25 protein-coding genes and 2 riboswitches are annotated in these 26941 nt (G+C 53.6%); of the genes, 12 read left to right on the plus strand and 13 right to left on the minus strand.

Annotation, left to right across the window (positions count from 1 at the left end; all coding sequences use genetic code 11):
- Nucleotides 1-19 precede the first annotated feature (19 nt).
- From MKY64_RS30850 to MKY64_RS30860, 3 genes are all read left to right on the plus strand, one after another.
- Complete coding sequence (locus MKY64_RS30850) at nucleotides 20-652, plus strand: ABC transporter permease (protein WP_340957761.1); 633 nt, start codon at nucleotides 20-22, stop codon at nucleotides 650-652.
- A complete protein-coding gene (locus MKY64_RS30855; RefSeq protein WP_340957763.1) occupies nucleotides 645-1805 on the plus strand; it encodes an ABC transporter permease in 1161 nt (386 codons plus the stop codon). Before MKY64_RS30850 ends, MKY64_RS30855 begins: the two co-directional genes overlap by 8 nt.
- 108 nt (nucleotides 1806-1913) lie before the next feature.
- Complete coding sequence (locus tag MKY64_RS30860) at nucleotides 1914-2237, plus strand: L-rhamnose mutarotase (protein ID WP_340957765.1); 324 nt, start codon at nucleotides 1914-1916, stop codon at nucleotides 2235-2237.
- 101 nt (nucleotides 2238-2338) lie between these two features.
- Here MKY64_RS30860 and MKY64_RS30865 read toward each other — a convergent pair whose 3' ends face one another.
- On the minus strand, nucleotides 2339-2614 hold the full coding sequence (locus tag MKY64_RS30865; RefSeq protein WP_036721162.1) for a hypothetical protein: 276 nt from the start codon (nucleotides 2612-2614) through the stop codon (nucleotides 2339-2341).
- Between the two features lie 34 nt (nucleotides 2615-2648).
- On the opposite strand from MKY64_RS30865, the gene MKY64_RS30870 reads away from it, so the two are divergent.
- The gene (locus tag MKY64_RS30870; RefSeq protein WP_340957768.1) at nucleotides 2649-3203 is read left to right on the plus strand and encodes a hypothetical protein; all 555 of its coding nucleotides are present in this window, start codon (nucleotides 2649-2651) and stop codon (nucleotides 3201-3203) included.
- Between the two features lie 19 nt (nucleotides 3204-3222).
- Here MKY64_RS30870 and MKY64_RS30875 read toward each other — a convergent pair whose 3' ends face one another.
- The 4 genes from MKY64_RS30875 to MKY64_RS30890 form a co-directional block, all read right to left on the minus strand.
- Nucleotides 3223-4020, minus strand: coding sequence for an ABC transporter permease (locus tag MKY64_RS30875; protein ID WP_209868346.1), 798 nt, complete (start codon nucleotides 4018-4020; stop codon nucleotides 3223-3225).
- A gap of 19 nt (nucleotides 4021-4039) precedes the next feature.
- The gene (locus tag MKY64_RS30880; RefSeq protein ID WP_340957772.1) at nucleotides 4040-4849 is read right to left on the minus strand and encodes an ABC transporter permease; all 810 of its coding nucleotides are present in this window, start codon (nucleotides 4847-4849) and stop codon (nucleotides 4040-4042) included.
- Nucleotides 4827-5876, minus strand: coding sequence for an ABC transporter ATP-binding protein (locus MKY64_RS30885; protein WP_340958208.1), 1050 nt, complete (start codon nucleotides 5874-5876; stop codon nucleotides 4827-4829). The genes MKY64_RS30880 and MKY64_RS30885 overlap by 23 nt, the downstream gene beginning before the upstream one ends.
- Nucleotides 5877-6052: 176 nt before the next feature.
- Nucleotides 6053-6403, minus strand: a complete 351-nt coding sequence (locus MKY64_RS30890; RefSeq protein WP_339251725.1) for a hypothetical protein — start codon at nucleotides 6401-6403, stop codon at nucleotides 6053-6055.
- 210 nt (nucleotides 6404-6613) lie between these two features.
- Here MKY64_RS30890 and MKY64_RS30895 point away from each other — a divergent pair, with 210 nt between their 5' ends.
- Complete coding sequence (locus tag MKY64_RS30895) at nucleotides 6614-7387, plus strand: helix-turn-helix domain-containing protein (protein WP_036721154.1); 774 nt, start codon at nucleotides 6614-6616, stop codon at nucleotides 7385-7387.
- A 142-nt stretch (nucleotides 7388-7529) separates the two neighbouring features.
- Here the strand turns inward: MKY64_RS30895 and gcvPB are convergent, their stop codons facing one another.
- From gcvPB to gcvT, 3 genes are read right to left on the minus strand one after another with little or no spacing between them, the layout of a single operon-like run.
- Entirely contained in the window at nucleotides 7530-8990 is a 1461-nt protein-coding gene (gene gcvPB, locus MKY64_RS30900; RefSeq protein ID WP_036721152.1) for an aminomethyl-transferring glycine dehydrogenase subunit GcvPB, read from the minus strand.
- On the minus strand, nucleotides 8987-10339 hold the full coding sequence (gcvPA, locus tag MKY64_RS30905) for an aminomethyl-transferring glycine dehydrogenase subunit GcvPA (protein ID WP_340957775.1): 1353 nt from the start codon (nucleotides 10337-10339) through the stop codon (nucleotides 8987-8989). The genes gcvPB and gcvPA overlap by 4 nt, the downstream gene beginning before the upstream one ends.
- Entirely contained in the window at nucleotides 10336-11460 is a 1125-nt protein-coding gene (gcvT, locus tag MKY64_RS30910; RefSeq protein WP_036721150.1) for a glycine cleavage system aminomethyltransferase GcvT, read from the minus strand. Before gcvT ends, gcvPA begins: the two co-directional genes overlap by 4 nt.
- An 81-nt stretch (nucleotides 11461-11541) precedes the next feature.
- Nucleotides 11542-11642: riboswitch (glycine riboswitch) on the minus strand.
- Between the two features lie 3 nt (nucleotides 11643-11645).
- Nucleotides 11646-11743: riboswitch (glycine riboswitch) on the minus strand.
- 184 nt (nucleotides 11744-11927) lie between these two features.
- Here gcvT and gcvH point away from each other — a divergent pair.
- A complete protein-coding gene (gene gcvH, locus MKY64_RS30915; RefSeq protein WP_036721148.1) occupies nucleotides 11928-12320 on the plus strand; it encodes a glycine cleavage system protein GcvH in 393 nt (130 codons plus the stop codon).
- A gap of 100 nt (nucleotides 12321-12420) precedes the next feature.
- On the opposite strand, the gene MKY64_RS30920 is transcribed toward gcvH, so the two are convergent.
- Both MKY64_RS30920 and MKY64_RS30925 read right to left on the minus strand, forming a co-directional pair.
- Nucleotides 12421-13317: a flagellar motor protein MotB gene (locus tag MKY64_RS30920; RefSeq protein ID WP_340957777.1), complete on the minus strand. Its 897-nt coding sequence runs from the start codon at nucleotides 13315-13317 to the stop codon at nucleotides 12421-12423.
- Nucleotides 13314-14105, minus strand: a complete 792-nt coding sequence (locus MKY64_RS30925) for a flagellar motor protein (protein ID WP_036721143.1) — start codon at nucleotides 14103-14105, stop codon at nucleotides 13314-13316. Before MKY64_RS30925 ends, MKY64_RS30920 begins: the two co-directional genes overlap by 4 nt.
- 181 nt (nucleotides 14106-14286) lie before the next feature.
- Here MKY64_RS30925 and uvrB point away from each other — a divergent pair, with 181 nt between their 5' ends.
- Together uvrB and uvrA are read left to right on the plus strand one after the other, a co-directional pair.
- Nucleotides 14287-16278: an excinuclease ABC subunit UvrB gene (gene uvrB, locus MKY64_RS30930; RefSeq protein ID WP_076080117.1), complete on the plus strand. Its 1992-nt coding sequence runs from the start codon at nucleotides 14287-14289 to the stop codon at nucleotides 16276-16278.
- 456 nt (nucleotides 16279-16734) lie between these two features.
- Nucleotides 16735-19611, plus strand: coding sequence for an excinuclease ABC subunit UvrA (uvrA, locus tag MKY64_RS30935; protein ID WP_340957780.1), 2877 nt, complete (start codon nucleotides 16735-16737; stop codon nucleotides 19609-19611).
- Nucleotides 19612-20057: 446 nt separating this feature from the next.
- Here the strand turns inward: uvrA and MKY64_RS30940 are convergent, their stop codons facing one another.
- Nucleotides 20058-20297: a DUF3977 family protein gene (locus MKY64_RS30940; RefSeq protein ID WP_339251707.1), complete on the minus strand. Its 240-nt coding sequence runs from the start codon at nucleotides 20295-20297 to the stop codon at nucleotides 20058-20060.
- Nucleotides 20298-20449: 152 nt separating this feature from the next.
- On the opposite strand from MKY64_RS30940, the gene gmd reads away from it, so the two are divergent.
- From gmd to MKY64_RS30960, 4 genes are all read left to right on the plus strand, one after another.
- The gene (gene gmd, locus MKY64_RS30945; RefSeq protein WP_340957784.1) at nucleotides 20450-21439 is read left to right on the plus strand and encodes a GDP-mannose 4,6-dehydratase; all 990 of its coding nucleotides are present in this window, start codon (nucleotides 20450-20452) and stop codon (nucleotides 21437-21439) included.
- 343 nt (nucleotides 21440-21782) lie between these two features.
- Nucleotides 21783-21992, plus strand: coding sequence for a hypothetical protein (locus MKY64_RS30950; RefSeq protein ID WP_036721132.1), 210 nt, complete (start codon nucleotides 21783-21785; stop codon nucleotides 21990-21992).
- Between the two features lie 220 nt (nucleotides 21993-22212).
- A complete protein-coding gene (locus MKY64_RS30955) occupies nucleotides 22213-23394 on the plus strand; it encodes a S1C family serine protease (RefSeq protein WP_340957786.1) in 1182 nt (393 codons plus the stop codon).
- Entirely contained in the window at nucleotides 23375-25339 is a 1965-nt protein-coding gene (locus MKY64_RS30960; RefSeq protein WP_340957789.1) for a stalk domain-containing protein, read from the plus strand. The genes MKY64_RS30955 and MKY64_RS30960 overlap by 20 nt, the downstream gene beginning before the upstream one ends.
- A gap of 105 nt (nucleotides 25340-25444) precedes the next feature.
- On the opposite strand, the gene rfbC is transcribed toward MKY64_RS30960, so the two are convergent.
- Nucleotides 25445-25999 (minus strand): dTDP-4-dehydrorhamnose 3,5-epimerase, encoded by a 555-nt coding sequence (gene rfbC, locus MKY64_RS30965; RefSeq protein ID WP_340957791.1) that lies wholly within the window; start codon nucleotides 25997-25999, stop codon nucleotides 25445-25447.
- A 21-nt stretch (nucleotides 26000-26020) separates the two neighbouring features.
- Nucleotides 26021-26899: a glucose-1-phosphate thymidylyltransferase RfbA gene (gene rfbA, locus MKY64_RS30970; protein ID WP_339220632.1), complete on the minus strand. Its 879-nt coding sequence runs from the start codon at nucleotides 26897-26899 to the stop codon at nucleotides 26021-26023.
- Between the last annotated feature and the right edge of the window lie 42 nt (nucleotides 26900-26941).

Consider the following 26941-nt stretch of genomic DNA (forward strand, 5'->3'; position numbering starts at 1 on the left):
ACCTGCCGGGAAGCCGGGGGTGGTGCTGGGGGATCTGAACAATGGCGGGAAGACCTATTCGGCGGCCCAGTTCTATGCAGCGTCCATGCTGCTGATGTTCCTGATGTATAGCGGACTTACTGTGACAGCCTCACTTTTTAACGATAAAGAGAACCATACGCTGTTCAGAATCCATTCCATGCCGGTAAAAGACAGTCATCTATTCATCGGCAAAATGCTCGGCGTAGGCCTGGTCAGCATCCTGCAGTGCCTTACGATTATTCTGCTGTCTGACTGGCTGTTCGGCGTCTACTGGGGGAACCGCCCGGGACTGCTGCTGCTGTTCTGTCTGCTGATGATTGCCGCCTCGATGACGCTGGGCGTACTGATCTGCCTCTTCAGCCGGACCTCGGCGACGGCTACGAACATCATTAGTGTCCTGACTATAGTGATGACCTTCGTCAGCGGCGGAATGGCGCCGCTTCCCGATTCCTGGGTGAACAGTGCAGGTGCATTCACGCTTAACCATTGGGTGCAGCAGGCAGTCATCCGGATGATGCTGCATTCCGGTCTGGAACAGCTTTTGCCGAATCTGTGGGTGATGTGCTTCATCAGCGCGGCCTTGTTCGCGGCAGTGATTGTCTCATACCGGAAGGTGGGTTACCGTGGATAAAATATTAATCATTGCCTGGAATATGATCAGACGAAGCATTGGCACCTTCAGGGGACTTATGGTATTCATTCTGCTTCCCGGTATAGTGGTGGCAGCGATTATCTCCCTTACCGGAGGGATGGCGGAGGGACCGGCAACCGTTCTATATGCCAACTCGGATACGGGAGCAGCCGGCAGACATTTGATTGCGGAGCTGGAGCAGGCCGGAGAATATAAGTTCGAGCCGCGCAGGGATGAGGCCGCTTTGAAGGAAGCGACAATTAAGCAGGAGGGAACGGTGGGGGTGTTCATTCCTGCCGGGTACACTGCCGCCTTGCTGGCGGGGGACCCGCTGCAGATCAGCATCTATGAGCTTCGGGCAAGCGAAAGCTCAATCATGATGAAGATGAAGATCACCGCCACTGCCGCTCAAATTGCCGAAGCAGCACATACCGTTGCTGCCGCCAGCGGAGGAACAGGCGATATGCAGGCGCAGCTCGCTGCTGTACTGAAGCAGTCGGAGCAGCACAACGTGGGCAGCACCCGTACCGATTATGATCTCTATCCGCGGCAGACCCTGGGCGTAGTTACAGGGATGACGCTTATGTTCCTGATGGCGCTGGTGACCAGCTCCGTCTCCCAGATCACGGATGACCGCAGAGGGCGTACCATGATGCGCATGTTCAGCGCTCCAGTCCGTTCCTATGAAATTGCGCTTGGCAACTTCCTGGGCAGCTTTCTTGTAGGAATGATTCAGATCCTTGTCGTGCTGGTGCTGGGCAAATGGGTGCTCCGCTACGATTATGAGATGCCGCTCTTTCTCTACTTCCTGGTTCTGGCGGCCTTCATGCTGGTCTCCATGGGGATTGCCAGCACCGTTGCTGGGCTGATCCGCAATCCGCGCAATGCCGGGATGCTGAATTCGCTGATTCTTACCCCTACCTGCATGCTGGGAGGCTGCTTCTGGCCCGTCTCCATCATGCCGGAATATATGCAGAAGCTGGCCAACTTTACACCGCAGAAATGGGCGATACAAGCGGTAGACATTGCCGCGACCGGTGGCGGCTGGAACGAGCTGTGGATGCCGTTTGCGATCCTGGGCCTGATGGCTGCCGTTCTGCTGGCGATTGGCTCTGCCATTCTTCGTCCGAATGAAGCCGGAATCAGTACCTGAGGTCGAAGCGTATCTTTGCTGCCCTCCATGTCTAAATCGGACATATTCAAATTATATAATTATGTGATATGATCGAATCAAAGGAAGATATGACAGGGGGATACGAGGATGGGCAGCAATAAGCTGGCTTGGACCTGGAAGGTGAAAGAGAAATACTTAGAGAAATACGTACAGATGCATCTGGAGCCGTGGCCGGAGATTCTGGAGGAGCACAGCAAGGCGGGCATCCGTAACTACTCTATTTTTCAGAACGGCAACCAGTTCTTCTATTGCTTTGAATGTGACAATACAGAAGCCGCATTCGCCTACATCGCCGGGAGTGAGGCCTGCAACCGCTGGAATGCGATCACCTCGAAGATGGTCGAGGGTTCCTTCGATTTCAACGATGCGGTTCCGATGGTGCCGCTGCGGGAGGTCTTTTATCTGAAGTAGTCCGGTATATAGGAATGTGACTATTTTTTAAAGAAAATAAGACAATCTCTAAATTTGTGGACCGTGATAATCTTATATAATGGGTTGTACTCAAAAAACGATTAGAGGGGAATGAGTCCAATCCGGTCTACAGCTACAACACTGGCAGCAGGCACGGTCCTGTCGCTTAGCCTGCTGCTGGGGTGCAGCAGCCAAAATACATCCGTCACCGGTACGCCGGGGGCAGAATCGGCTCCGTCTGCCTTGGCATCTGCTTCTGCGTCTCCATCGGCAACTCCTACTGCCCCTGCACAGACTGTTTCATCTGCACCAAGTGCTTCACCAGCAGATGCAGAAACTGCATCCTCAGCGACTCCGATAACTACAGCTGGCCTCACCAGCCAGTTCCCCTTGGAGGGTATCGCCGGCTCTGTGGTTGTCGATTCTATTAATGCCAGTGGAACCATCCGCGCGAGAAGCGCAGCAGGGCAAGGCGAGCTGCTGATGATCGCAAGCAGCTCCGAAGAGCGGGGACATCTGGAGGCATCCAGCAATGACGGTCTCGAAGGGGAGCAGACGTATCAGGCTGATTACTCCATCGTGTACCGGTCGGGGAAGCAGGACCAGGTATTGCTTAAGCTGCCTGCCTTCTTGTTCGTACGCCCATCAGACCAGGTCCTGGAGTTCGATAAATTCAGCTTCAAGAATGCAGAAGTGTATCTGCTTGCTCCCCAATACAAGTCCGGGCATGGACTGGTTGCTTACGCCTTTGCGGTCAATAAGATAAGCGGAGAAGTATTTCCCTTATCCTTCAAGCAGGGAGAAATCGTACACGATACGCTGGTCTACTCCGAGCTGCCGCCGTTCCCGGCCAACCAGAACGAACAGTTAGTGGTGCACTCGCCTGAGGGTGCTGGCGGTGACCCGGAGCTGAAGCCACGGGTATACGATTTAGATCTGGAGAAGCGGCTGTTTATCGCGCGTTAGAGGTGATTTACACTAACATTCAGTTCCCCGTACTCTCATACCGGGACAGCCCGTACCGGAAGACTCCGTAAGCCGCTGCCGCGCTTCCGATAGCCGCGACAGGGGCGAGGAGCCACCAGCCGGACCAGCCGCTTTTGCCGAAAATATAGGTTGCCGGGTAGAAGCTGATGAACGCATAGGGCAGCACCGTAGAAATGAAGATGCGGATCGCCTGCGGAAACAGGGTAATCGGATATTTGGCCAGATCAGACAGATTATGTACCATCAGCGGGAACGCATTCCCGGCATTGCGAATCCAGAAGGCCGCCGAGTTACCCATGAGGTTAATGGATACCCGGATAATGACCGCTGTGACGAATAACAGGATAAGAATAGCGGCCTTGCCCGCTGTCCAGTGGATAGGGCTGTGCACAAGCGACTGCCAGATGATCACCCCGCCGATGAGCAGATTGCCGAGTCCGTTAATCCCAATCCCCGTGCAGAACACCTGAAGAACCACCGGCACCGGCCGCAGTAGATAACGGTCCAGCTCCCCTGTGTTGACCAGCCTGCCCAGCCGCCAGCTGCCCTCGAAGAACAGCGAACCCGCCCCCTCCGTCAGGAAGATCATAGCGTACATGAAGGTAACCTCCCAGAACTGCCAGCCCTGAATATCCGGAATCCGGTCATAGATCACCCACAGGAAGACGAACCCGAGTACCTGCGTCAAGGCTGCCGAACACATCAGGATGTAAAAGTCTTTGTTATACTCCAGAATCGCCTTAAGCTGCTGCACATACAGCCTTCTATAGAGATAGAGCATTTGCGATATTTTCATTCTGCGTCCTCCTTCCGCCTTAGCCTCCATGAATGGTCACCTGGCGGACTGCCCAGTTCCACATGGCTTTGCCCGCCATCCAGAGCCCTGCCCCCCAAAAGAGCTGAATCCCGATCAGCCGCAGGCTTTCCCACGTATCTGCCTGCTGCAGGAAGATCATCGTCGGCGTATGAATGATGGCCTGGAAGGGCAGCAGCAGCGCCAGCTTTTCCAGCCAGTCCGGGAAGAAGGCCAATGGCACCAGCGCGCCCGACAGCAGGTTAGTGAGCGCAATCCGCGTCCAGACAATCCCCAGTGAACCCGTCGACCAGAAGCATAACAGAGCCGCCAGATAGACCACGCCGAATTTGACCACAACCGCGCAGAGCAGACTGACCGCAAACAGCAGATAGACGATCGGCGAGTGGGGGAAGGTCACTCCGGTAAGGAAGGTGGCGAACACGATCAGCAGAACCGTACTCATCGCCCCCTCCAGCAGACTGGCACCCAAGGTCTCGGCGAATCGGGTCGTCTGGAAATCAATCGGCTTCAGCAGGTCCATGGCGACGCTGCCGTCCAGGATTTTGCCGGAGATAGCGGTCTCGGAATACCAGGATAAGACGGAATTGGCCAGGAAGGTCACCAGCAGATAGGTCTTCATCTGATCCCAGGAGTAGCCGCCCACCGCCTCGCGCCCGCCATAGATTCCCTGCCAGAGGAAGAAGATCGCGACCAGATTAATTGAGTTTGCGAGTAAATTAATGATATAGGAGTTCCGGTAGGCCATCACATTTTGCAGAGAGCGATTGGCAATGCTTCTGTATTTGTTAAGCCGGGCTGCTGTCGTCATGGTGTGCCTGCCCCCTTGCTCCCCGGTGCTCGTTCAGGTCCAGATGTCCGTCATAGACCGCCTTAATGACCTGCTCAATATGGGTGTCCTCCATGCGGAAATCGAGTACCTCCCCATGCTTCATCACCCGGCTAACCACTTCACTGGCGGTATATTCATACCGGTCAAAAGTGACCGAGAACTCCTGGCTGCTCTGCTGTTCCAGCTTCAGCCCCGGGCTCTGCTCCAGCAGCTCGTACAATTCGGGCATGGGGGAGCGTACCTGGAAGAAGATGATACGGTTTTTGGCAAAGCGGGCCTTGACCTCGCTCAGCGTCCCGTCATAAATAATCGCGCCGTGATCAATAATGACCAGCCGCTTGCACAGGTCCTCAATGTCGCCCAGATCATGGGTTGTCAGCATCACAGTAGTCTGGTGGTCCTGGTTGATCTGCTTAATGAACCCGCGGATCTTCTCCTTCACGGATACGTCAAGGCCAATCGTCGGCTCATCGAGATACAGAATCGGCGGATTATGCAGCAGGGCTGCGGCCAGATCGGCACGCATGCGCTGACCCAGCGAGAGCTTCCGCGCGGACAGGTGGATGAATTCGCTCATCCCGAGCATTTCGGTGAACAAGTCCATGTTCTTCCTATAGAGGGCATCCGGAATCTGGTAGATATCCTTCAGCAGCGAGAAGGACTCGGCAATCGGAATATCCCACCATAGCTGGGTGCGCTGCCCGAAGACTGCGCCGATCTGGGCGGCGTTTTCCATTCTTTTGCGGTACGGATTGATCCCGTTCACCGAGATACTCCCGGAGGAAGGCATCAGAATGCCGGTCAGCATCTTGATGGTGGTCGATTTACCGGCACCATTCGGTCCCACGTAGGCCACCGTCTCCCCCGCTTCAATCCTCAGATCCACTGGCTTGACGGCCACCTTCTCGATATGCCGGGGCAGGAACAGATGCTTCACCGCTCCCTTAAGGCCCGGCTCCTTCACCGCCTGCATAAAGGACTTACTCAGCCCTTTGGCTTCAATCATACTCAAGCTTAACCCTCCTGTTCATTACGTTGAAAGCGTTACCGCAGATGGCTGCGGAGAAAAATACTGAATCCTCAGCGCTCTGAATGACGTAAGAGTAAATATATCACTGAGCCGATGTCGAAAACTATCAGATTAGGTCGATTTTGCAAAAAAAAGCGGCAGCCCCGTATAGCCTACACCAGTCGGGATTTGCCGCTACGCTTAAGGATAGTCTGGACGGCGAACCCTACCAGCAGGGGAAGCGCCAGCTGAACTTCAAGTCTCCAGTCTACAGCATACAGGTCTACGAGGTTAATCTGCTTCAACAATACATAGGTCACGTTGTATAAGAGGAATGAACAGCTGAAGGTAAGCAGAGGGATCAGATATAATGTTCTTTTGTTCTGCAGCAGCCGATATCCCGCAAGGGTTAAGAGTGAATAGCTGGCCATGATGAGCAGGGCATAATTACTTCCGAAGCGCAGGAATGACACCATGGCGGTAGCCAGATTAAGGGCAGCCGATAGATAGCCGATGCGAAGCATGTCGAACCTCCTGGAATGATGTAGAAATATAAGAGTGAACAGATTTCTACATTTTACAGCGCTAACGCGGGGATTTACAGATCCAATACTGAATGTTCATTATTCCGTAATTGTATGTTATAATGCTTTCTTTTAAAATTGATTATATAGTAATTGGTAAAAATGGAGGGATCGTTTGTGAGAGTCTTTAATCAATCAAGAGCATGGAGTATGCCTGGGGATTTAGAAGCAAGCGAACTTGAAGCCTTCCGGCCGCTGGATGCACCCCAAGTTGATGTCCAGAGCGGAATGTCCGTAGCGGGTACTTCCGAAGAATCCAGGGAGCATATCTACCATAGAGCTATGATTTCTTCGATCCGCAGTGAAATGAACAAATTAAGCCAGCTGCTCTCGATTCCATATGTGGTGTTCCTGACGGACAAGGCGGGGACTATTCTGGAGCTGGTCTATTCTTCTTCGGAGACGCAGGCCGAGATGGAGCAGGCGGAGCTGCGTCCGGGGGTCAGCTTAAGCAGGCAGCAGGCGGGGATGAATGCCGTATCGCTGGCGATGGAGATGAACTGCATCGGGGTGGTGCGGGGAACGGAGCATACGGATCAGACCTTCCGCGACTGGAACTGTGTATGCGCTCCGCTGCAGGATGATGATAGCGTTTACGGGTATGTTGATATTTCTTTTAATAGAGGAGAGCCGATTGAATTCGCCATTCCATTCGTGCAGCAGATTGCTGAGAATATTATGGAGAAGTGGATGGAAAAGAACCCGGAGATGCAGCAGTACCGGCTTGAATCCACATTACTGGAGTATAAGCTGACCGCGCGGGAGCAGGAGGTAGCAAGGCTATGGCTGATGGAGAAGAGTGCGCTGCATATCGGAAGCGACCTGGGGATCAGTGAAGGCACCGTGCGCAATATGCTGAAGAGTATCTATAGTAAAATGCGGGTGAATGACCGCTTCCAGTTCGTGAAGCGCCTTACGCCGTAGCCGGAGGAATCTGCATCAGATACATACATCAAATAGCCGGTCAGCGATACTAATGTATCCCTGACCCGGCTATTTGAAAATATAGAATTTATATGTTTTACGCTATCCATTATCCTTCTATTTCTTACTGAAAGGCAGAAGGTTAACCGCAGGAGCAATTCAGTACCGGCTTACGCGCGGCCTGCGTCTCATCCAGGCGGCTGATTTCAGTCGTATGCGGTGCGTTAATGACAATCTCCGGGGTTTCCTCCGCTTCCTTAACGATTCGGATCATCGTCTCAATGAAACCGTCGAGCGTCTCCTTGCTCTCGGTCTCGGTCGGCTCAATCATCATACATTCCTCTACCGTCAGCGGGAAGTAGACGGTTGGCGGATGATAGCCGAAGTCGAGCAGCCGTTTGGCTACATCGAGGGTACGTACACCGTATTGCTTAAGGTTCTTACCGGACATGACGAATTCATGCTTGCAGACGCCCGGGAAGGGAATCTCGAAGTAAGGAGCCAGCCGGTGCATCATATAGTTGGCGTTCAGCACGGCGTTCTCGGACACCTCGCGGAGGCCGTCGGGACCGTAGGTACGGATATACGCATAAGCACGGACGAGAATCCCGAAGTTTCCGTAAAAGGCTTTGACGCGGCCGATCGATTCCGGCCCGCCACAGTCCAGCGAGAAGCTGCCGTCTTCGCTGCGGACCACAGTAGGCTGCGGCAGGAACGGGATCAGCTTCGCCTTCACGCCGACCGGTCCGGCTCCCGGTCCGCCGCCGCCATGCGGTGTGCTCATCGTTTTGTGCAGGTTGAGATGCACGACATCGAAGCCCATATCGCCCGGGCGGGTAATGCCCATAATCGCGTTGGAGTTCGCTCCATCATAATAGAGCAGGCCGCCCGCTTCATGGACAATTGCGGCGATCTCGACGATCTGCGTCTCGAAGAGTCCAAGAGTACTCGGGTTCGTGAGCATCAGCGCGGCGGTGTCGCTGCCGACAGCTGCCTTCAGCGCTTCGAGATCGACCATTCCCTTGTCGTTGGAGGGGATGGTCACGGTGTCGAGTCCCGCTGCGGCGGCACTTGCTGGATTGGTGCCGTGCGAGGAATCGGGCACGATGACCTTGGAGCGGACCTCTCCGCGGCTCTCATGGTAGGCGCGGATCATCATCAGGCCGGTCCACTCGCCATGGGCTCCGGCAGCAGGCTGCAGGGATACGGCATCCATGCCGGTCAGGGCGGCGAGATCCTTTTGCAGCGTGTACATCAGTTCAAGCGCACCCTGGATGCTCTCCTCCGGCTGGTACGGATGGATCCTGGAGAGTCCCGGGAAGCGGGCGACATCCTCGTTGATCTTCGGGTTGTATTTCATAGTGCAGGAGCCGAGCGGATAGAAGCCGTTATCGACTCCGAAGTTGCGGCGGGACAGGGCGGTATAGTGGCGGATGACATCCACCTCGGATACCTCCGGCAGTACGACCGGCTCACTGCGCAGCAGCCCTTCGGGAAGGAGGGAGTCAATGCCTTCGTCCTGCGGCACATCACATTGAGGCAGGGAGTAGGCCGAGCGGCCGGGACGGCTTAATTCAAAAATCAGACTTTGTTCCGGTTTCATACACAGCCCTCCAGTGCGCTTGCGAATTCGTCAATTTCGGTCTTGCTTCGTTTCTCCGTTACGGCAACCAGCATATGTCCGGACAGCTCGGGATAATCCCGGCCTAAGTCATAACCGCCCAGATAGCCTTCCTTCAGCAGCTTGGAGTTCACTGCACTCACACTGCTGCCCTCCGGGAGCTTCAAGACAAATTCATTGAAGAACGGGGCCGTGAAGACGCGCTCAGCGCTGGTGATTTCAGCCAGCCGCCCAGCGGCATAGTGACTCTTGCGGATGTTCAGCTCACCCACCTCGCGCATGCCCTCCTTGCCCATCACGGACAGGTAGACGGAAGCGCACAGCGCCAAGAGCGCCTGGTTGGAGCAGATATTTGAGGTCGCCTTCTCCCGGCGGATATGCTGTTCGCGGGCTTGGAGCGTCAGCACGAAGCCGCGCTTGCCATTCCGGTCAACGGTCTGGCCGACGATCCGGCCCGGCATCCGGCGCATGAGCGGTTCGGCCACTGCGAAGAATCCGCAGGTGGGTCCACCCAGTGATGCGGCGATACCCAGCGGCTGCGCGTCGCCGACTACGATGTCTGCGCCAAGCCGTCCGGGGGACTCCAATACGCCAAGTGCAATGGGGTTCGCGCTGACCACGAGCAGTCCCTTGACCGCATGGATCAGCGGCTCGATCTGGCGCAGATCTTCAATACCGCCGAAGAAGTTGGGCGACTGAACCAGAACGGCAGCCGTATCGCTGTCGATGGCTTCAGCCAGCTTGGCGAGATCAGTTACCCCGTCAGCATAATCAATCTCTACAATTTGCAGGCCCCAGGCGTTGGCGGAGGTACGCAGCACCTGACGCGCTTCCGGGTGAACCGTACGGGAGACAATCAGCTTCTTGCGTTTGGTGGCACCTGCGGCCAGCACAGCCGCTTCGGACAGGGCCGTTGCACCGTCATACATACTGGCATTGGCGACCTTCATCCCGGTCAGTTCACAGATATAGGACTGGAATTCGAAGATCGCCTGTAGCTCACCCTGACTGATCTCCGGCTGATAAGGGGTATAGGCGGTATAGAATTCCGAACGGGAAATCACATGGTTGATGACGACCGGAACGTGGTGATCGTATAATCCGGCACCGAGGAAGCTGGCGTGGGTGTCGAAATCGGCATTCTTGTCGGCGAGCCCCTTCATATGGCGAAGCAGTGCGTACTCATCCAGGGCGCCGGACATCGGCAGGGTTCCCTGGTAACGGACAGACTGCGGAATATCGGCGAACAGCTCATCGATGGACTGTATGCCTACGGTCTCCATCATTTCTGCGCGGTCTTGCCCGGTCATAGGCAGATAGCGGTGCTTCATTGCGGCTTCACTCCTTGGCTTCTTTTGTAGAATGGGGCTTTGATGACGGCAGCCTTGAGCTGCTTGCCGCGGATCTCTACGTACACCTCTGTACCGATCTCCGTATAGGCAGTATCCAGCAGGGCGAGTCCGAGATTCCGCTTCAGGGTCGGGGACTGGGTGCCTGTCGTTACTTCACCGATCTTCACTCCATCCGCGTATACGGGATAGTGGGAGCGGGGAATGCCACGGTCGATCATCTCCAGGCCCACAAGACGACGGGGCAGACCGGCTTCCTTCTGCTTCAGCAGGGCGTCACGGCCGATGAAGTCGCCTGCATCCAACTTCACGAAGAACTGGACACCGGCTTCGAGTGGAGTGATATCCGCCGACAGCTCCTGGCCGTACAGCGGCAGTTTGGCCTCGAAGCGCAGCGTGTCGCGTGCGCCGAGTCCGGCAGGAGTCAGGCCATGCGGAGCGCCTGCTTCCAGCAGGCCCTTCCAGAGGGTAGCCGCCGTATCAGCAGGAGCGTACAGCTCGAAGCCATCCTCACCGGTATATCCGGAGCGGGAGAGCAGGACGCTGACGCCGCAGACCTCGGCGTGTTCGATGAAGTGAAAAGGCTTGAGTTCCGTTAGAGGAGCGTCCGTCACTTTGGCAAGGATGGTCTCAGCCAGCGGTCCCTGCAAGGCAAGCAGCAGGGTCTCATCCGAGACATTGTTCAGAGTGACCCCGCTGAACTCAGCGGTGAGATGCTCCTGCAGCCACTGGAAGTCCTTGTCGATATTCGACGCATTGACGACAAGCATGTAACGCTCCTCGCCCAGACGGTATACGAGCAGATCGTCCACCACTCCGCCGCTTGGATAGAGCATCAGCGTATACTGCGCCGCGCCGTCTTCCAAGCGGCTGACATCATTCGTGGTCATTCTCTGGAGGAAGGCTTCTGCGCCCTCTCCGGTAACCATGAATTCTCCCATGTGGGAGACATCGAACAGTCCGGCCTGATTGCGGACGGCTTCATGCTCCTTCACGATCCCTGTGAACTGAACCGGCAGCTCCCAGCCGCCAAAATCAATACATCTGGACTCCGCATACGCGGCATAGAGATCATAAAAAGGCGTTCTTCTCAAAGACTCCATCTCGTCACTCCCTTGGCTTTGATTACATACGAAAAAGGACAGGCGAAAGCCATTATGCACGTATGCATAAATGGACTTTCGCTCTGTCCTTGGTACCTGAGAGTTACCCTGCATTGCAGCGCAGGTTTCCCCGTTGGTGATCCGTGAAGCCTGCGGCGCAGGCATCCGGATGCTCTCCAGAGATGCGTCCGGCAAAGGTCCTTTTGCCTGAGAGATTCACCCATCCCGGGCTTACTCCTTCGGCGCTGTCTTCCTGTGAGACAGTCTCTCCCTATGCCATCATTCGCAAACCATATGTTTTTCTACTGACTCCATTAAACCGGGTAACCCTCCGCCCTGTCAATCAAAAAACGTCAAAAAGTTGACAAATTTAATTTTACTGTCAGTTATATTGACATTAGGCAAGCCGATAACTTAGGCTATAACTAAATTTAGAACTCCAATTACGGAAAAGAGGCGGCTTGGACATGAGTGAAGTGCTTGACAACCTGCTATACAGCGAAGAGCATGAGTGGGCGCAGCAGGGCGAGGGACGCGTAGTACGTGTAGGGATTACGGATCATGCGCAGCATCTGCTCGGCGATATCGTGTTTGTAGAATTCCCGGAAGTCGGCGCGGCAATCTCCGCTGGTGACAGCGTGGGCAGTATTGAGTCCGTGAAGACGGTATCGGAGCTATATTCACCCGTATCCGGTAAGGTGACCAAGATCAACGATGCGCTGGAGGCCAGCCCGGAGCTGATCAACGATCAGCCCTACGGAGACGGTTGGATTTTTGAGCTGGAGCTTGATGCTGAGTTCGCAGAGGCAGTAACCGGCCTGCTGGATGCGGCTGCGTACAAGGAACTGGTTGGGGAATAAAAGTTAGCTTATTTGCGGAAGCGGATGTTAATACGGCAGACCTCTCTTTATTACATTAGATGTTACTAATGTGAGAGGTCTGTCTTTTTGCGTCTGTATATTATTCCGTCTCCTGCAGCTGGCGCAGAACAATGAGTTCGACCCGGCGGTTCTTCTGTCTGCCTTCGGTGGTCGCATTATCATATGCAGGCCGGGTATCGGCATAACCCGCGTACTGGAAGGTATCGGGGCTCAGCCCCTCTTTGTCCAGAAAAAAGCGCAGGACCGACAGCGCCCGGGCGCCCGATAGCTCCCAGTTGTCTTTGTACACTGAGCCTGGCGTCACGGGAACATTGTCGGTGTGGCCTTCGATGCTGATGGTGGCGCCGATGCCGCGGAACAGGCCGGAGAGCTGGCGCAGTGCAGGGAGTGCAGGCGATTTCAGCTCAGCCTTACCCGCATCGAACAGGAAGCGGTCACTGAGCGTGATCGCAATGCCCTGCGGCTTATCGGCAACAAAAATCTGCTCACCCAGGTTATTCTCCTCCACGTATTGGGTGATAACGCCCATAAGCGCAGCCAGCTTCGCCTCCTGTTCACGAAAAGCAAGCTCGCGCGCAGACGGCTGGTGTCCAGCCCCATCTCCTTCTTGTCCGGCTGCAGGTGTATCTGCCCCGTGTCCATTGAGTCCGTTCGCATCCCCAGAGTCTGTGGCCGAAGGCGTGTCAGCGGTGCTGCCGTCTTCATTATGACCCTTCGAAACGTCAGTCCCTGTAATGCCCTGATTGCCCTCCAGAACGCCGCTTCCGCCTTCCAGTACTGTACTTCCGCTCTTGAAGGTATCCGATAAGGAGCCGCTGACAATGGCATATTTCTGCGAATCGAGACTGCTCATGGCATACAGAATCACGAAGAAAATAAGCAGAAGCGTGATCAGATCCGCATAGGTAATCATCCAGCGGTCCCGGCTCTCTTTCCCTGCGGCGGCGCGGTGCTGCCGGCGGTTTCTTTGTCTCATAACGGGTCTCCCGGACTGGTGCTGGTGCTGGCGCTGCGTTTAGGGGCGTCTGCCAGGAAAGGGGCCAGCTTTTGACGGACCAGATGCGGGTGGTCCCCGTTCTGCAGGGACAGAATGCCGACGAGCAGCATCTCCATGGTGCCTAGCTCACTTTGGCTGCGGGATTTGATTTTGGAGGCAATGGGTAAAAAGATTAGATTGGCGCTGGCTACGCCATAGAGCGTTGCTGTAAAAGCTACGGCAATGGACGCGCCCAGATTCGAAGGGTCCGTTAAGTTGCTCAGAACCCGGATCAGGCCCATAACGGTACCGATAATGCCCATGGTCGGTGCATAGCCGCCGGCGGCTTCGAATATTTTGGCATAGCCTTCATATTTCAGTTCCTTGGCATCCATCCCAAGCTCCAGAATCTGCCGGACCTGATCCGGGTCATTGCCGTCGACAATCAGAAACAGGCCTTCACGGGTGAAGGGGTCGGGATGTTCCTCCGCTCGTTTCTCCAGGGCGAGAACACCGCCGCGCCGCGTTAGTGCAGCCATAGCAATCAATTCTTCGGCTTGTTCCCGGCTGGTATCCCGTTGTCTGCCAAAAGCCAGGCGGAGCGCCGCCGGAATGCTGCGGAGCTTGGACGCCGGGAAGCTGATGAGTACAGCCGCAAGGGTGCCGCCGAATACGATCAGGGCAGCATTGGGCTGCAGCAGGCCGGACAGGCTGCCGCCCTCCCACAGAAAACCGCCGATCATAGCGGCAATTCCGGCCAGCAGGCCGAGTATTGTAATGAAATCCATAAATTCAGGCTCCTTAAATTTCTATATATTATGGTTTGCAACAGTCTGGGCAACGCTGTATAATAAACGGGAACGTGCATTCCTATCTTCCATATTTTTCAGCTTGGTATGGATGAAGGATGATTAGGGTTAAAATTATAATATATTCATATATTCTAGACGATAGAGGGGAGACGGGCAAATGAGTGATATTGTCGTCAGTACGAAGACTTTTGAACTGGAGTCCGAGTATACACCCCAGGGCGATCAGCCTCATGCCATAGAAGAGTTATTGGACGGCATCCGGCAGGGCAAAAAGCACCAGACGCTGCTGGGAGCGACCGGTACAGGCAAGACCTTTACCATCGCACAAGTGATTTCCAAGTTGAACCGCCCCACGCTGGTTATTGCGCACAACAAGACGCTTGCTGCGCAGCTGGCGAGTGAGTTCAAAGAATTTTTTCCGAGCAATTCCGTGGATTACTTCGTCAGTTACTACGATTACTACCAGCCAGAGGCGTACATTCCTTCCTCCGATACCTACATTGAGAAAGACTCCAGCATAAATGAAGAAATCGACAAGCTCCGCCACTCGGCAACAAGCTCGCTGTTCGAACGCCGTGATGTCATTATTGTGGCGAGTGTGTCCTGTATTTATGGTCTCGGTTCGCCGCAGGAATACGGAAGCCTGCTGCTCTCGCTGCGTGTAGGAATGGAGAAGCCGCGTAATCAGATTCTGAGCCGGCTCGTAGATATCCAGTATCAGCGCAATGATATTAATTTCGTGCGCGGTACGTTCCGTGTGCGCGGGGATGTCGTTGAGATCTTCCCGGCATCCCAGGGCGAGCATGCGATCCGGGTAGAGCTGTTCGGAGACGAGATCGAACGGATTACGGAAATTGATGTTCTGACAGGCGAGCTGATCGGCGAACGCGATCATATCGCGATTTTCCCGGCGTCTCACTTCGTTACCCAGGAAGAGACCATGCGTGTAGCGCTGGTCAATATTGAGCGTGAGCTGGAGGAGCGGCTGGCTGTGCTCCGTGAAGCAGGCAAGCTGCTGGAGGCCCAGCGGCTGGAGCAGCGGACCCGTTATGATATCGAGATGATGAAGGAAGTCGGCTTCTGTTCAGGGATCGAGAACTATTCCGGTCCGCTTACCTTCCGGGAGCCGGGAGCGACTCCTTATACATTGATGGACTATTTCCCGGATGACATGCTGATTGTGATTGACGAGTCTCATGTGACGCTGCCGCAGATCCGGGCGATGTATAACGGTGACCGTGCGCGTAAGACAGTCCTTGTAGAACACGGGTTCCGCCTGCCGTCTGCACTGGATAACCGTCCGCTGCAATTCGAGGAATTCGAAGACAAGGTGAGCCAGATTGTATACGTGTCCGCAACACCTGGACCTTATGAGATGGAGCATTGCGATACGATGGTCCAGCAGATTATCCGTCCTACCGGTCTGCTTGATCCGATCATTGAAGTGCGCCCTACCGAAGGGCAGATCGATGATCTGATCAATGAAATCCGTGACCGGGTAGAACGCGATGAGCGTGTTCTCGTCACCACCCTTACGAAGAAGATGTCTGAGGACCTGACGGACTACTTCAAGGAGATTGGCATCAAGGTACGTTATATGCACTCCGATATCAAGACACTGGAGCGGATGGCGATTCTGCGTGATCTCCGTCTAGGCACCTTCCATGTGTTGGTCGGTATTAACCTGCTCAGAGAAGGTCTTGACCTGCCGGAGGTGTCGCTAGTCGCGATTCTGGATGCTGACAAGGAAGGCTTCCTCCGTTCCGAGCGTTCGCTGATCCAGACGATCGGCCGTGCCGCCCGTAACTCGGAGGGCCGGGTCATTATGTACGGGGACCGCATTACGGACTCCATGGAGAAGGCCATGAGCGAGACCCAGCGCCGCCGTGAGATTCAGATCGCCCATAATGAGAAGCACGGGATTACCCCGACGACCATCAACAAGAAGGTGCGCGATATCATCGAGGCGACCAAGGTGGCCGAGTCTAAGGCTGATTACCTCACTGGTGTTGGCGGCAAGCTCAACAAGAAAGACAAGCAGAGCCTGATGCAGCGTCTGGAGGCCGAGATGAAGGATGCCGCCAAGAACCTGCAATTTGAGCGCGCCGCCGAGCTGCGTGATGCCTTGCTTGAGCTACGGGCAGAGTAACCCGGCCGAGAAGTTAACGATCCAGGGAACGGCGCTATTCAGGCCGTTCCTTTTGAAGATAGTATGGTTAAAGTTCTTTGCGCATTCCGCAGGAACAGCCCGCAGTTAAGCCCTTAGCGCGAATCCCGAAGGGACAGCGTGCACTCAAGCCCTAAGCACGTATCCCGCAGGGAGAGTGTGCAGTTAAGCCATAGCGCGTATCCCGAAGGGACAGCGTCTGCGGCAAGCGGAAGCGAGCCGTACCCTGCTCTGTAAGTATAGCGGCCCCGTAGGGGTTAGCGGGCCTAATGCCACAGTAGTCGTCCATCCACCCGCCTAATTCCTTCCGCCAAGTTTGCGGGTGTCCAGAGGGTGCAACCCTTGGGGCCCTCCCTTGGAAGGGAGGGTTTGGGAGGGATCGAAAATATTTCCCAAAATGTTTTTCCATTTTAAATTCCCCTTAAAGGAGAGGTACCGTTGGCACATGAAAGTATAGTAATCAAGGGCGCGAGGGCCCATAACCTCAAGAACATCGACGTAACGATTCCGCGTGACCGCTTCGTCGTGCTGACGGGACTGAGCGGCTCGGGCAAATCCTCCCTGGCCTTCGATACCATCTACGCCGAGGGTCAACGCCGGTATGTCGAGTCGTTGTCTGCCTATGCGCGCCAGTTCCTGGGCCAGATGGAGAAGCCAGATGTAGATTCCATCGACGGACTCTCCCCGGCCATATCAATTGACCAGAAGACGACTAGCCGTAACCCGCGTTCCACGGTAGGGACGGTTACCGAAATCTATGACTATCTGCGGCTGCTCTTTGCCCGGATCGGCCATCCGCATTGTCCGGATCATGGCATAGAGATCACTTCGCAGACCGTTGAACAGATGGTGGACCGGATCATGCAATACCCGGAGAAGACCCGTCTGCAGATTCTGGCCCCGGTCATTTCCGGCCGTAAGGGTGAGCATAAGGGTCTGTTCACAGATATCTCGAAGCAAGGCTTCGTCCGTGTACGTGTGGATGGTGAGCTGCGCGAAGTGACGGAAGATATTGTACTGGAGAAGAATAAAAAGCATACGATTGAGGTTGTTGTTGACCGGATTGTAATTAAGGATGATATTGAGACCCGGCTTACCGATTCCCTGGAGACTGCGCTGAAGCTGTCCGGTGGTCAGATTCTCGTTGATGTGATGGGCCAGGAAGAGCTGCTGTTCAGTGCAAGCTTTGCTTGTCCGGTCTGCGGATTCAGCATAGAAGAGCTGGCGCCGCGTATGTTCTCCTTCAACAGTCCATTTGGAGCCTGTCCTGAATGTGATGGGCTGGGGATGAATATGGTTGTCGATCCCGATCTGCTGATCCCGGATACAGAGAAATCCATCGAAGAAGGAGCTTTCCTGGCCTGGACAGGCAGTACCTCGAACTACTATCCGCAGTTCCTGAAATCGGTGTGCGAGCATTTCAAGATTCCGCAGAATGTACCGGTAAGCAGCCTGTCGCCGGAGCATATGAACAAGCTGCTGCACGGAACAGGCAGCGAGAAGATCCGTTTCCGGTATGAGAATGACTTCGGCCAGCGCAAAGACGCCCTGGTTGCTTTTGAGGGCATTATTCCGAATCTGGAGCGCCGGTACCGCGATACAGCCTCCGAAGGAATCCGTGAGTTCATTGAAGGCTTCATGAGCGCTAAGCCTTGCCATTCCTGTAAGGGCAAGCGGCTCAAAAAAGAGATTCTGGCGGTGACCATCAATGAGCAGAATGTTGCGGATGTGACGGATCTTTCGATTGGAGATTGTCTGGACTTCTTCGCAGATCTCAAGCTTAGTGAGAAAGAAACAGCGATTGCCAATCTGATCCTCAAGGAAATCAGCAGCCGGCTCGGCTTCCTGGTGAATGTGGGGCTGAACTATCTGACCCTTAGCCGGGCAGCAGGCTCATTATCCGGCGGGGAAGCCCAGCGCATCAGGCTGGCTACCCAGATCGGCTCCAGTCTGATGGGTGTCCTCTATATTCTGGATGAGCCAAGTATCGGCCTGCATCAGCGGGACAATGACCGGCTGATTGCCACGCTTGCCCATATGCGCGACCTCGGTAATACGCTCATCGTCGTTGAGCATGATGAGGATACCATGATGGCGGCTGACTATATTATCGACATTGGACCGGGTGCCGGGAAACACGGCGGACAGGTCATTGCTCAGGGGACCCCGGAGGAGATTATGAAGGACCCGGGTTCCCTGACCGGTGAATACTTGAGCGGACGTAAGTTCATCCCGGTGACTTCCAAGCGGCGGCCAACCGATAATGAACGCTGGATCGAGATCCGTGGAGCGAAGGAGAATAACCTGAAGAATGTGAATGTAAAAATTCCGCTCGGTGTCTTCACAGCGGTAACCGGCGTATCCGGCTCCGGCAAGTCTTCGCTCATTAATGAGATTCTCTACAAAAGTCTGGCCCGCCAGTTGAACAAGGCGGTCAAGGTCCGTCCCGGCTTGCACAAAGAAATCCGCGGCCTGGAGAATCTGGACAAGGTCATCGAAATTGACCAGTCCCCGATCGGGCGTACACCGCGCTCTAATCCGGCTACGTATACAGGTGTGTTCGATGATATCCGTGATCTGTTCTCCAAGACGAACGAGGCCAAGGTGCGTGGCTTCCAGAAGGGGCGCTTCAGCTTCAATGTGAAGGGCGGCCGCTGTGAGGCGTGCCGTGGAGACGGCATTATCAAGATTGAGATGCACTTCCTGCCGGATGTATACGTTCCTTGTGAGGTCTGCAAAGGCAAACGGTATAACCGCGAGACGCTGGAAGTGAAATATAAAGGCAAGAATATCTCGGATGTGCTGGAGATGACGGTGGAGGATGCAACGGAGTTCTTCAAGAATATTCCGAAAATTCACCGCAAAATGCAGACCTTGCTGGATGTAGGCCTGGGCTATATCAACATCGGCCAACCGGGAACCACCCTGTCCGGCGGTGAGGCCCAGCGTGTGAAGCTGGCTTCCGAGCTGTACCGCCGCAGCACCGGTAAGACGCTGTATATCCTGGATGAGCCGACAACCGGTCTGCATGTGGACGACATCGGGCGTCTGCTTGAGGTACTGCACCGCCTGGTCGATTCCGGCGAATCGGTTCTGGTCATCGAGCATAATCTCGATGTCATCAAGACAGCCGACTACATCATTGATATGGGACCGGAAGGCGGCAGCGGCGGCGGCACGGTCCTTGCGACCGGGACGCCCGAGAAGCTGATCAGTGTGGAGGAATCCTATACGGGCCGCTACCTGAAGCCTGTCCTGATCCGTGATACGGAACGTACGCAGGCTATGGAGTTGCAGCCTTCGGAGACGGTGTAACTGTAGGAAGAGCGGTATAAAACCTAATAACCTCATTAACCCGAATACCCCATGCCCCCTTCTTACAAAGGGGGCACGGGGTATTTTAATATTGCGGCAGGTTTCACAAGTGCTGATAAGTTTTGGGGAGTCAGAATGCCCTCTATTGAGTCTCTAAGCTATAGAGCGGACGTAGTTGGAAATATGGCACTTAATACTGCCGAAGCGGAGTGTTGGACTAACGTAGTTGGAAAAAGTACACTTCTCTCCATAGAACTCTGTATATTCACCAAAAATCGGGTTCAACAAGTGTTGTTTTTCCAACTATTTGATATAAATGCAACGGTTGCGCCAAACTAGATGTACTAATTCCACTAAATATCCCTCGCCCTCACACTACGGCGGTAAGCAAAAACACACGCAACAGCAATGCTGCCCGATCAGTAATTTATAGTGTCTGCTCCCCGCTACAACTCACTGCGGATGCCCAAGATAATCTTAAAACGGCGGGTAGCTTTAGATCCCCGTTTGAACCCTTCCCGTGAGTCTACAATCCAGACGGTTCTTCCGATCCAGACGCGGATGTAGAAGGAACGGAAGATAACTGGCCGGACGATCCCCTGTACTTCGACCTCTGTCCCATCCGGCTGTTCAATCTCTGTTCGCACCAGCCATGTGTTTCCGATTCCAAATTCGATGTATTTCAAGAAGGGGTCACCGTTCTTTCCAGATATGATTAACAATTGGGCTGCTTTCACTTTTATAATTGTACTGGACAAGAAAGCGCTTAGACATATTCTGCAGGCTTTGTTAATAGGTATCAGTAAGCCTTACTACCTATGAAAATGAGGGGATTTAAATGACAAAGCGTGCATTAATTACAGGGATTACAGGACAAGATGGATCTTATTTGGCAGAGCTTCTGTTGTCAAAAGGATATAAAGTATTTGGTTTGCGCCGCAGAACAAGTATACCAATTATGGATAACATCGGACATCTAAAGAATGAAATCGAATTTATTGAAGGAGATTTGCTGGATCAGGGGTCACTGATGAGAGCGGTGAGCATCTCAGATCCGGATGAAGTCTATAACCTGGCCGCGCAGTCTTTCGTAGCAACCTCCTGGGTTCAACCTGTTGCAACTGCTCAAGCTACTGGAATGGGTGTTACCAATTTGCTCGAGGCGGTGCGTTTGACTAAACCGGCAGCGAGATTTTATCAAGCCTCAAGCAGTGAAATGTTCGGTAAAGTATTAGCAACACCGCAGAAAGAAACGACCCCATTTTATCCACGAAGTCCATATGGTGTGGCTAAAGTTTATGGTCACTGGATTACTGTTAATTATAGAGAAAGCTATAACATGTTTGCTTGCTCTGGGATCTTATTCAACCATGAATCGCCACGTCGTGGCATTGAATTTGTAACCCGCAAAGTATCTGATGCTGTGGCGAGAATAAAACTGGGTCTGCAAACGGAACTCCGGATGGGAAATCTGGATGCAAAAAGAGATTGGGGCTTTGCAGGGGATTATGTTAAAGCGATGTGGCTGATGCTTCAGCAGGATAAAGCGGATGATTTTGTAATCTCGACTGCGGAGACGCATACGATTGAAGAACTTGTAGATATCGCATTTACGCATGTAGGACTGGATTGGAAAGATTATGTTGTGGTTGATCAGAGGTTTGTTAGACCTGCTGAAGTGGATCTACTGCTTGGTGATTGCTCCAAGGCTAAAGAAAAGCTAGGCTGGGAACGGGAGGTTACATTTGAGCAATTGATCAAGATGATGGTGGATAGCGATTTAGCGCTCATCAATGAAGATTTAATTAAAGGTGATAAAGTATTGTAATCGTAGTATTGAGGTCCAGCCAGTCCACTCAGTCCACCAAGTCCAAACAGGCATATCTACAGCATGTCCGCCGTAAGATTCAATGAGAAGCTTTTACGTTGAATGATAGCAGCAGCTGTAGGCTGGATTGAGGTGGATTGGCTCCTTGAAAATTAAAAAAATAACAGCGGTCAATGATGAATATCGCCAATCCGAGGCGTGATTTAGCCATAAGGAATATTTTTTGTGACAAATACGCCGTTTTTAAAATATTTCTATTGCGTGACGGAAATGGTAACGATAACATAGAAGGTGATATGGATTAGAGAAACTTGCTTGACAACACTCTCAGGGAGGGATTGCCATGCTGCTTGCAGAAGCTGCCGCGCAAGAACCGTCTAAATTTCATACCTTCGATGCGTTTATGATTGTATTCACGATCCTGATACTTATCGGTGTGGTCCGGCTGCTTAGAGCTCCGCAGAAGAACAAATTTGCCATTGGTTTTGCAGTGGTAAGCCTGCTGGTTTTTGTGGTATCCGATTATGCAATGATTATGAACTGGTTCAGCTAGAGTAAGACACACATAACCTCAGATGCAAGCTCATCTTAAAGACACCTTTACCGCCAGCGGCGATCCTAAAGGCGTCTTTTTTTGAAGAAAAGAATCTATATGCTTCGCGCTATAATTATCATTATCTTTCTCGCTGAAACGGTAACGTCCTTTCAAAAGAAAGGCAATGCCGTTTCCATTTGGAACATATTGTGCAGGGAAGAAGGGGAGAGCCATGGGAATGGGGAGGAACTGGACTGCCCGGAGTAGGGTAGTACTGCTGGGCACTATACTGTTGGTGTTGTCGGGATTCGTAAGTCCAGCCGGTGTTGTTCATGGGGCGGTCTACAGCGGGATAGGAACATTAGAGGCTGAGAGAGGCGCGGCTGTCAACGTGATGAAGGCCGGACAAGCAGGTACGGTGCACAAGGAGAGCAAGGGGCAATGGAGCCAGCCCGCAACAGCAGACCCGGTTCCGCAAATCATAAGCAGAGTCTCGCCGTCTGTAGTCGGCATTATCGGCAAAGCGGGAGGAGAAACCGGCGGACCGGATGACCGTTACAATCTGACCCACGGCTCGGGGATTATCGTCAGAGCAGACGGATGGATCATTACCAATGCCCATGTGATGGCTGGGCTGGAGAAGGCGGTAGTGGTCACCTCAGACGGGACGAGCTATAACATCACAGATACATACTCGGATGAATTCAGTGATCTTGCACTGGTCAAAATCAAAGCCAAAGCCCTAAAGCCCGCAACCTTCGCAGGCAGTGCCGCCAATCTTCAGGTAGGCGAAAAGGTTATAGCGATCGGGACACCGATCTCTTTTTCCCTGAGAAATTCGGCTACTGTAGGCGTGATCAGCGGTCTTAACCGTTCGGTAGATGCGGCGTACCGGCTGATCCAGAGCGATACGGCCATCAATCCCGGCAACAGCGGAGGACCGCTGGTCAATATGAAGGGGGAGGTACTCGGGGTTAACAGTATGAAGTTTGCAGCTGTGGGTGTGGAAAATATGGGCTTCTCGATTCCCGCAGATACGGTGAAGTACATCATGAATCAGCTGCTCCAATATGGAGAGGTCCGGCGTCCGAGCCTCGGAATTGAGCTTGAGGAGAGCTGGCCCGTAATTGTCGGACTGCCGGGGCAGGAGCCCTTGACGGTGACGAAGGTGCTTACGGCAGAAGCGCGCAAGGCAGGAATCACTACGGGAGATGCACTGTATGCCATAGACGGACATCGGGTAACTTCACTTGTCGATGTTAATGAGTTATTCAGACAGTACAAGCCGGGGGCAGTGGTCAAGCTGCTGATGCAGAGTGAAGGCGATATCGTAGCCAGAAGCCTTGTTCTTGGACAAGGCGACCCTCTGGTGAGTGCCGCTAAGACGGAGGGGGAGACCGATGATCAGACGACAGAGTGAGGAGGCGGCAGGTACAGCCGGGCGGGGGAGGAGGTTGGCACATCTACGGCGCGGAGTGTCTGTTATTGTAGTGCTATTATTACTGCTCAGTCTCTTTCCTGCGGGAAGGGCCCAGGCGGCGGAGGGGGCTCTGCTACAGCTTAGTCTTCAAGCGGGCAGTGCTTCTGCAACGGTTAACGGGAAGCCGGTCACGATTCCGAAGCCTTTTGCTGAGAATGGAACGCTGCTGGTCCCGCTGGGTATTTTCAAAAAAGCTTTCGGCAGCACCGTCTCCCTGCAAGGCGATGATGTGGTGAAGGTTATGTACGGGCCGCATACCGGTGCGATGACGATAGGCAGCATGACTGCCTGGAAGGATGGTGTCAAAATCAAGCTCGCCGCGCCGCCGCGCATGGTATCCGGTGTGCTGATGGTGCCGCTGAGATTCGTAGCTGGAGTGCTGGGTGCGCGGATGACTCCGGCGGAGGGCGGAGGGATACTAGTTACGATATCTCCCCCAGTGGCAGCAGTAGGCATAGAAGCGCAAAGCGGGATTGACAGTGACGCTGGCAAAACCCGGATCGGCAACAGTTATCTGGAGTGGAGCATGAACTATCCGCCAGGGCTGGTCGTGGGCGACAGTGGAGGGAATGAGAGCGTAGCGACTTTTACGAGTGCAGAGAACGGGTACTATCTGGAGGTGCATGCTTCGCCGCTCGCCGTTCCTCTTGATCCCGAAGGGCTGCTGGAGAATCTGGTCCGCTCCTCGGAGGAGGGCGGGGAGATTGTGCTGGACCGGGAGGCTGTGTCTAAGGCCAAGGTTCCTTACGCCCGGACCGTGAGCAAGGATTCGAGCGGCGCGCTCTGGGAGGGCAGGCAATATTATGCCGGAGGCAGGCTGTATGAGATCTATCTGACAGATGACAATGCAGCCAATTATAAGGATCTGGGCAAATATGCGGCGTTGCTGAATTCTTTTCAGCCCTCTTTTGACGCATCCGACCGGAGCATCCGCGATCTCTCCACGGTCCGCAACGGGCTGCGCGAAGGCTACAACGATGACTACGGGATTGCGCTTAAGGTCCCTGCCGACTGGAGTGCGGATGACCAGCAGCTCTACTATGCGGGCAAACAGGGGAGTTATCTGCGTGTAAAAGTAAGCTCCGCCCCTGCGGGCTCCACGCTGGCAAGCTGGAACCAGGAACTGCTGTCTCAGCTCCGTGACACCTATGTGGCTGAGGCCTATACCTTGAAGGACAGCGTAGCGGGCAAGGTCTCCGGTGAACCGGTGCTGATTAACGAGATCGGGCTTAACCCAGGCAGCGGGTGGAGTACCGAATATCAGATTTTGCTGCTGAAGAACGGGTACCGTTATTATTTTGAATATGTTGCGGCTTCCGGGCCCGGGCAGAGTGGTGATCAGGCGCGCTTTACAGAGGTACTGAACTCGATCGATATTGATTTTGCCCAGACGAAGAGTAACTTCGGACGCCTGGCGTCAGAGGATTATACCCAGCTCAGCCAGAAGTCGGTCACCAAGATCTCCAAGACCTACGGCTACAAGCTCGAGATTCCGCGGCTGTGGAGCCCGGTTCAGGATCTTTTCGAGAGCCAGAGCGTGGAATACCGCTTCACCGGCGGCCGATTCCAGCTCTACGCCAGCCCTGAGGTCACGCCGGAATATGCCGTCAGCCAGCTGCAGAGCTATTACCAGAACACCAAGCAAGATCCCAAGGGCCCGCAGGTAAAAAGCGTCACAGAAACCACCTTTGCCGGTATGCCAGCCACCATACTCACAGTAGAGCAGACTAAGAACAGCATCCCGGCGAGCACGAAGATTATTGTGTTCAGCCGCAATGAGGTGGTCTATACGCTCACCATCACACTGAACACCGCCAACGCTACGGCGAGCCAGCAGGCGGTGCTGGAGCGGGTGCAGGGGTCGTTTGGGTGGGTGGGGGAGTAGAAGGGTAATTAGTTTCTTGAGTAAGTGGAAAAACAGCGAAAAACGTCCCAGGCTACTAAGAGCCGGGACGTTTTTTGCTGAATTAAACTAAAATTTTTTATTTGGTTAATACACAAAATTATGCGTAACATCCTTTAGCAGCGGCGCTTGTTCATCCTTAGCAGACAGTACAGGAATTACATCGATCGGCCATTCAATGCCAATGTCCGGGTCATTCCACAGAATACCGCCGTCACATTCAGGCGCATATAGCTCATCGCATTTGTATTGAACTTCAACATCCTCGGTCAGTGTCATGAAACCATGAGCAAACCCTTTTGGGATGAGAAGCTGCTTCTTGTTCTCAGCAGTTAGCTCAACGCCGAACCATTTGCCGTAAGAAGGACTGCCTTGACGGATATCAACAGCCACATCAAAGATCGATCCGCGTGTACAGCGTACAAGCTTGGTCTGTGCCTTCGGATTTAGCTGGAAGTGAAGTCCGCGCAGAGTGCCTTTTACAGCGGAATAGGATTGATTATCCTGAACGAACTGATATCGGAGCTCTTGTTCATGGAATTTAGCTTCGCTGTAGGTCTCCATGAACCAGCCGCGGTGGTCTCCGAAGACTGCCGGTTCAACGACGAGAACATCTTCCAGAAGGGTTTTGATAAACTTCATCGTATCCACTCTTTCTATGGTTTAAAATTGGATTTTACCTGTAGCGACCTTAATTAAATATTGGCCATATCCGGTCTTGCTCAGCTTATGTCCGCATTCCAGGAGATGTTCCTTGGTGATCCAGCCATTGACATAAGCGATTTCTTCGGGTGCAGAGATTTTAATCCCTTGATGGTCTTCAATGGTTCTGACGAAGTTGGTGGCATCCACCAGACTCTGGTGGGTTCCGGTATCGAGCCAGGTAAACCCGCGCCCCAGCAGGGCAACATCCAGCTCATCCAGTTTTAAATAGGCTTCATTGATTGAAGTGATTTCCAGCTCGCCGCGGTGTGACGGCTTGACTTCCTTAGCAATAGAAATCACCCGGTTATCATAAAAGTAAAGGCCGGTAACCGCATAATTAGATTTTGGATGCTCCGGTTTCTCTTCGATGCTGAGGACCTTGCCGTCTCCGTCAAATTCCACCACGCCAAAACGTTCGGGATCGGGCACATGGTAGCCAAATACGGTCGCCCCGCTTGTTTTGTCGGCAGCTTGCTTCAACATCTTGGTCATGCCGTTTCCGTAATATATATTATCTCCGAGAATCATTGCTACAGAGTCTTCTCCGATAAACGATTCGCCCAGAATAAAAGCCTGTGCCAACCCATCCGGGCTCGGCTGGACGATGTACTGCAGTGAAATTCCAAATTGGGAGCCATCACCGAGCAAATGCTCGAACCGTGGTGTATCCTCAGCAGTAGAGATGATCAGAATTTCTCGGATGCCTGCCAGCATTAATGTGGACAAGGGATAATAAATCATGGGTTTATCATAGACCGGCAGTAATTGTTTGCTGGTTACCATTGTGAGAGGGTATAACCGGGTGCCGCTTCCTCCCGCAAGAATTATGCCTTTCATAACTGTTTCAACTCTCCTTTTGCTGCATATAAATTTTGGGAA

The sequence above is a fragment of the Paenibacillus sp. FSL R7-0210 genome (assembly GCF_038009085.1).
GTDB classification, from domain to species: domain Bacteria; phylum Bacillota; class Bacilli; order Paenibacillales; family Paenibacillaceae; genus Paenibacillus_AQ; species Paenibacillus_AQ silagei.

What these genes read in the sequence shown, in the direction of transcription:
- MKY64_RS30950 (WP_036721132.1), top strand. Translation starts at nt 21,783, where the DNA reads ATGCTGCTTGCAGAAGCTGCCGCGCAAGAACCGTCTAAATTTCATACC.
- gcvPB (WP_036721152.1), bottom strand. Translation starts at nt 8,990, where the DNA reads ATGAAACCGGAACAAAGTCTGATTTTTGAATTAAGCCGTCCCGGCCGC.
- uvrB (WP_076080117.1), top strand. Translation starts at nt 14,287, where the DNA reads ATGAGTGATATTGTCGTCAGTACGAAGACTTTTGAACTGGAGTCCGAG.
- MKY64_RS30955 (WP_340957786.1), top strand. Translation starts at nt 22,213, where the DNA reads ATGGGGAGGAACTGGACTGCCCGGAGTAGGGTAGTACTGCTGGGCACT.
- MKY64_RS30860 (WP_340957765.1), top strand. Translation starts at nt 1,914, where the DNA reads ATGGGCAGCAATAAGCTGGCTTGGACCTGGAAGGTGAAAGAGAAATAC.
- MKY64_RS30885 (WP_340958208.1), bottom strand. Translation starts at nt 5,876, where the DNA reads ATGATTGAAGCCAAAGGGCTGAGTAAGTCCTTTATGCAGGCGGTGAAG.
- MKY64_RS30925 (WP_036721143.1), bottom strand. Translation starts at nt 14,105, where the DNA reads ATGGATTTCATTACAATACTCGGCCTGCTGGCCGGAATTGCCGCTATG.
- MKY64_RS30960 (WP_340957789.1), top strand. Translation starts at nt 23,375, where the DNA reads ATGATCAGACGACAGAGTGAGGAGGCGGCAGGTACAGCCGGGCGGGGG.
- gcvH (WP_036721148.1), top strand. Translation starts at nt 11,928, where the DNA reads ATGAGTGAAGTGCTTGACAACCTGCTATACAGCGAAGAGCATGAGTGG.
- MKY64_RS30875 (WP_209868346.1), bottom strand. Translation starts at nt 4,020, where the DNA reads ATGAAAATATCGCAAATGCTCTATCTCTATAGAAGGCTGTATGTGCAG.
- MKY64_RS30880 (WP_340957772.1), bottom strand. Translation starts at nt 4,849, where the DNA reads ATGACGACAGCAGCCCGGCTTAACAAATACAGAAGCATTGCCAATCGC.
- rfbC (WP_340957791.1), bottom strand. Translation starts at nt 25,999, where the DNA reads ATGAAGTTTATCAAAACCCTTCTGGAAGATGTTCTCGTCGTTGAACCG.
- MKY64_RS30890 (WP_339251725.1), bottom strand. Translation starts at nt 6,403, where the DNA reads ATGCTTCGCATCGGCTATCTATCGGCTGCCCTTAATCTGGCTACCGCC.
- gcvPA (WP_340957775.1), bottom strand. Translation starts at nt 10,339, where the DNA reads ATGAAGCACCGCTATCTGCCTATGACCGGGCAAGACCGCGCAGAAATG.
- gcvT (WP_036721150.1), bottom strand. Translation starts at nt 11,460, where the DNA reads ATGGAGTCTTTGAGAAGAACGCCTTTTTATGATCTCTATGCCGCGTAT.
- MKY64_RS30895 (WP_036721154.1), top strand. Translation starts at nt 6,614, where the DNA reads ATGCCTGGGGATTTAGAAGCAAGCGAACTTGAAGCCTTCCGGCCGCTG.
- gmd (WP_340957784.1), top strand. Translation starts at nt 20,450, where the DNA reads ATGACAAAGCGTGCATTAATTACAGGGATTACAGGACAAGATGGATCT.
- rfbA (WP_339220632.1), bottom strand. Translation starts at nt 26,899, where the DNA reads ATGAAAGGCATAATTCTTGCGGGAGGAAGCGGCACCCGGTTATACCCT.
- MKY64_RS30920 (WP_340957777.1), bottom strand. Translation starts at nt 13,317, where the DNA reads ATGAGACAAAGAAACCGCCGGCAGCACCGCGCCGCCGCAGGGAAAGAG.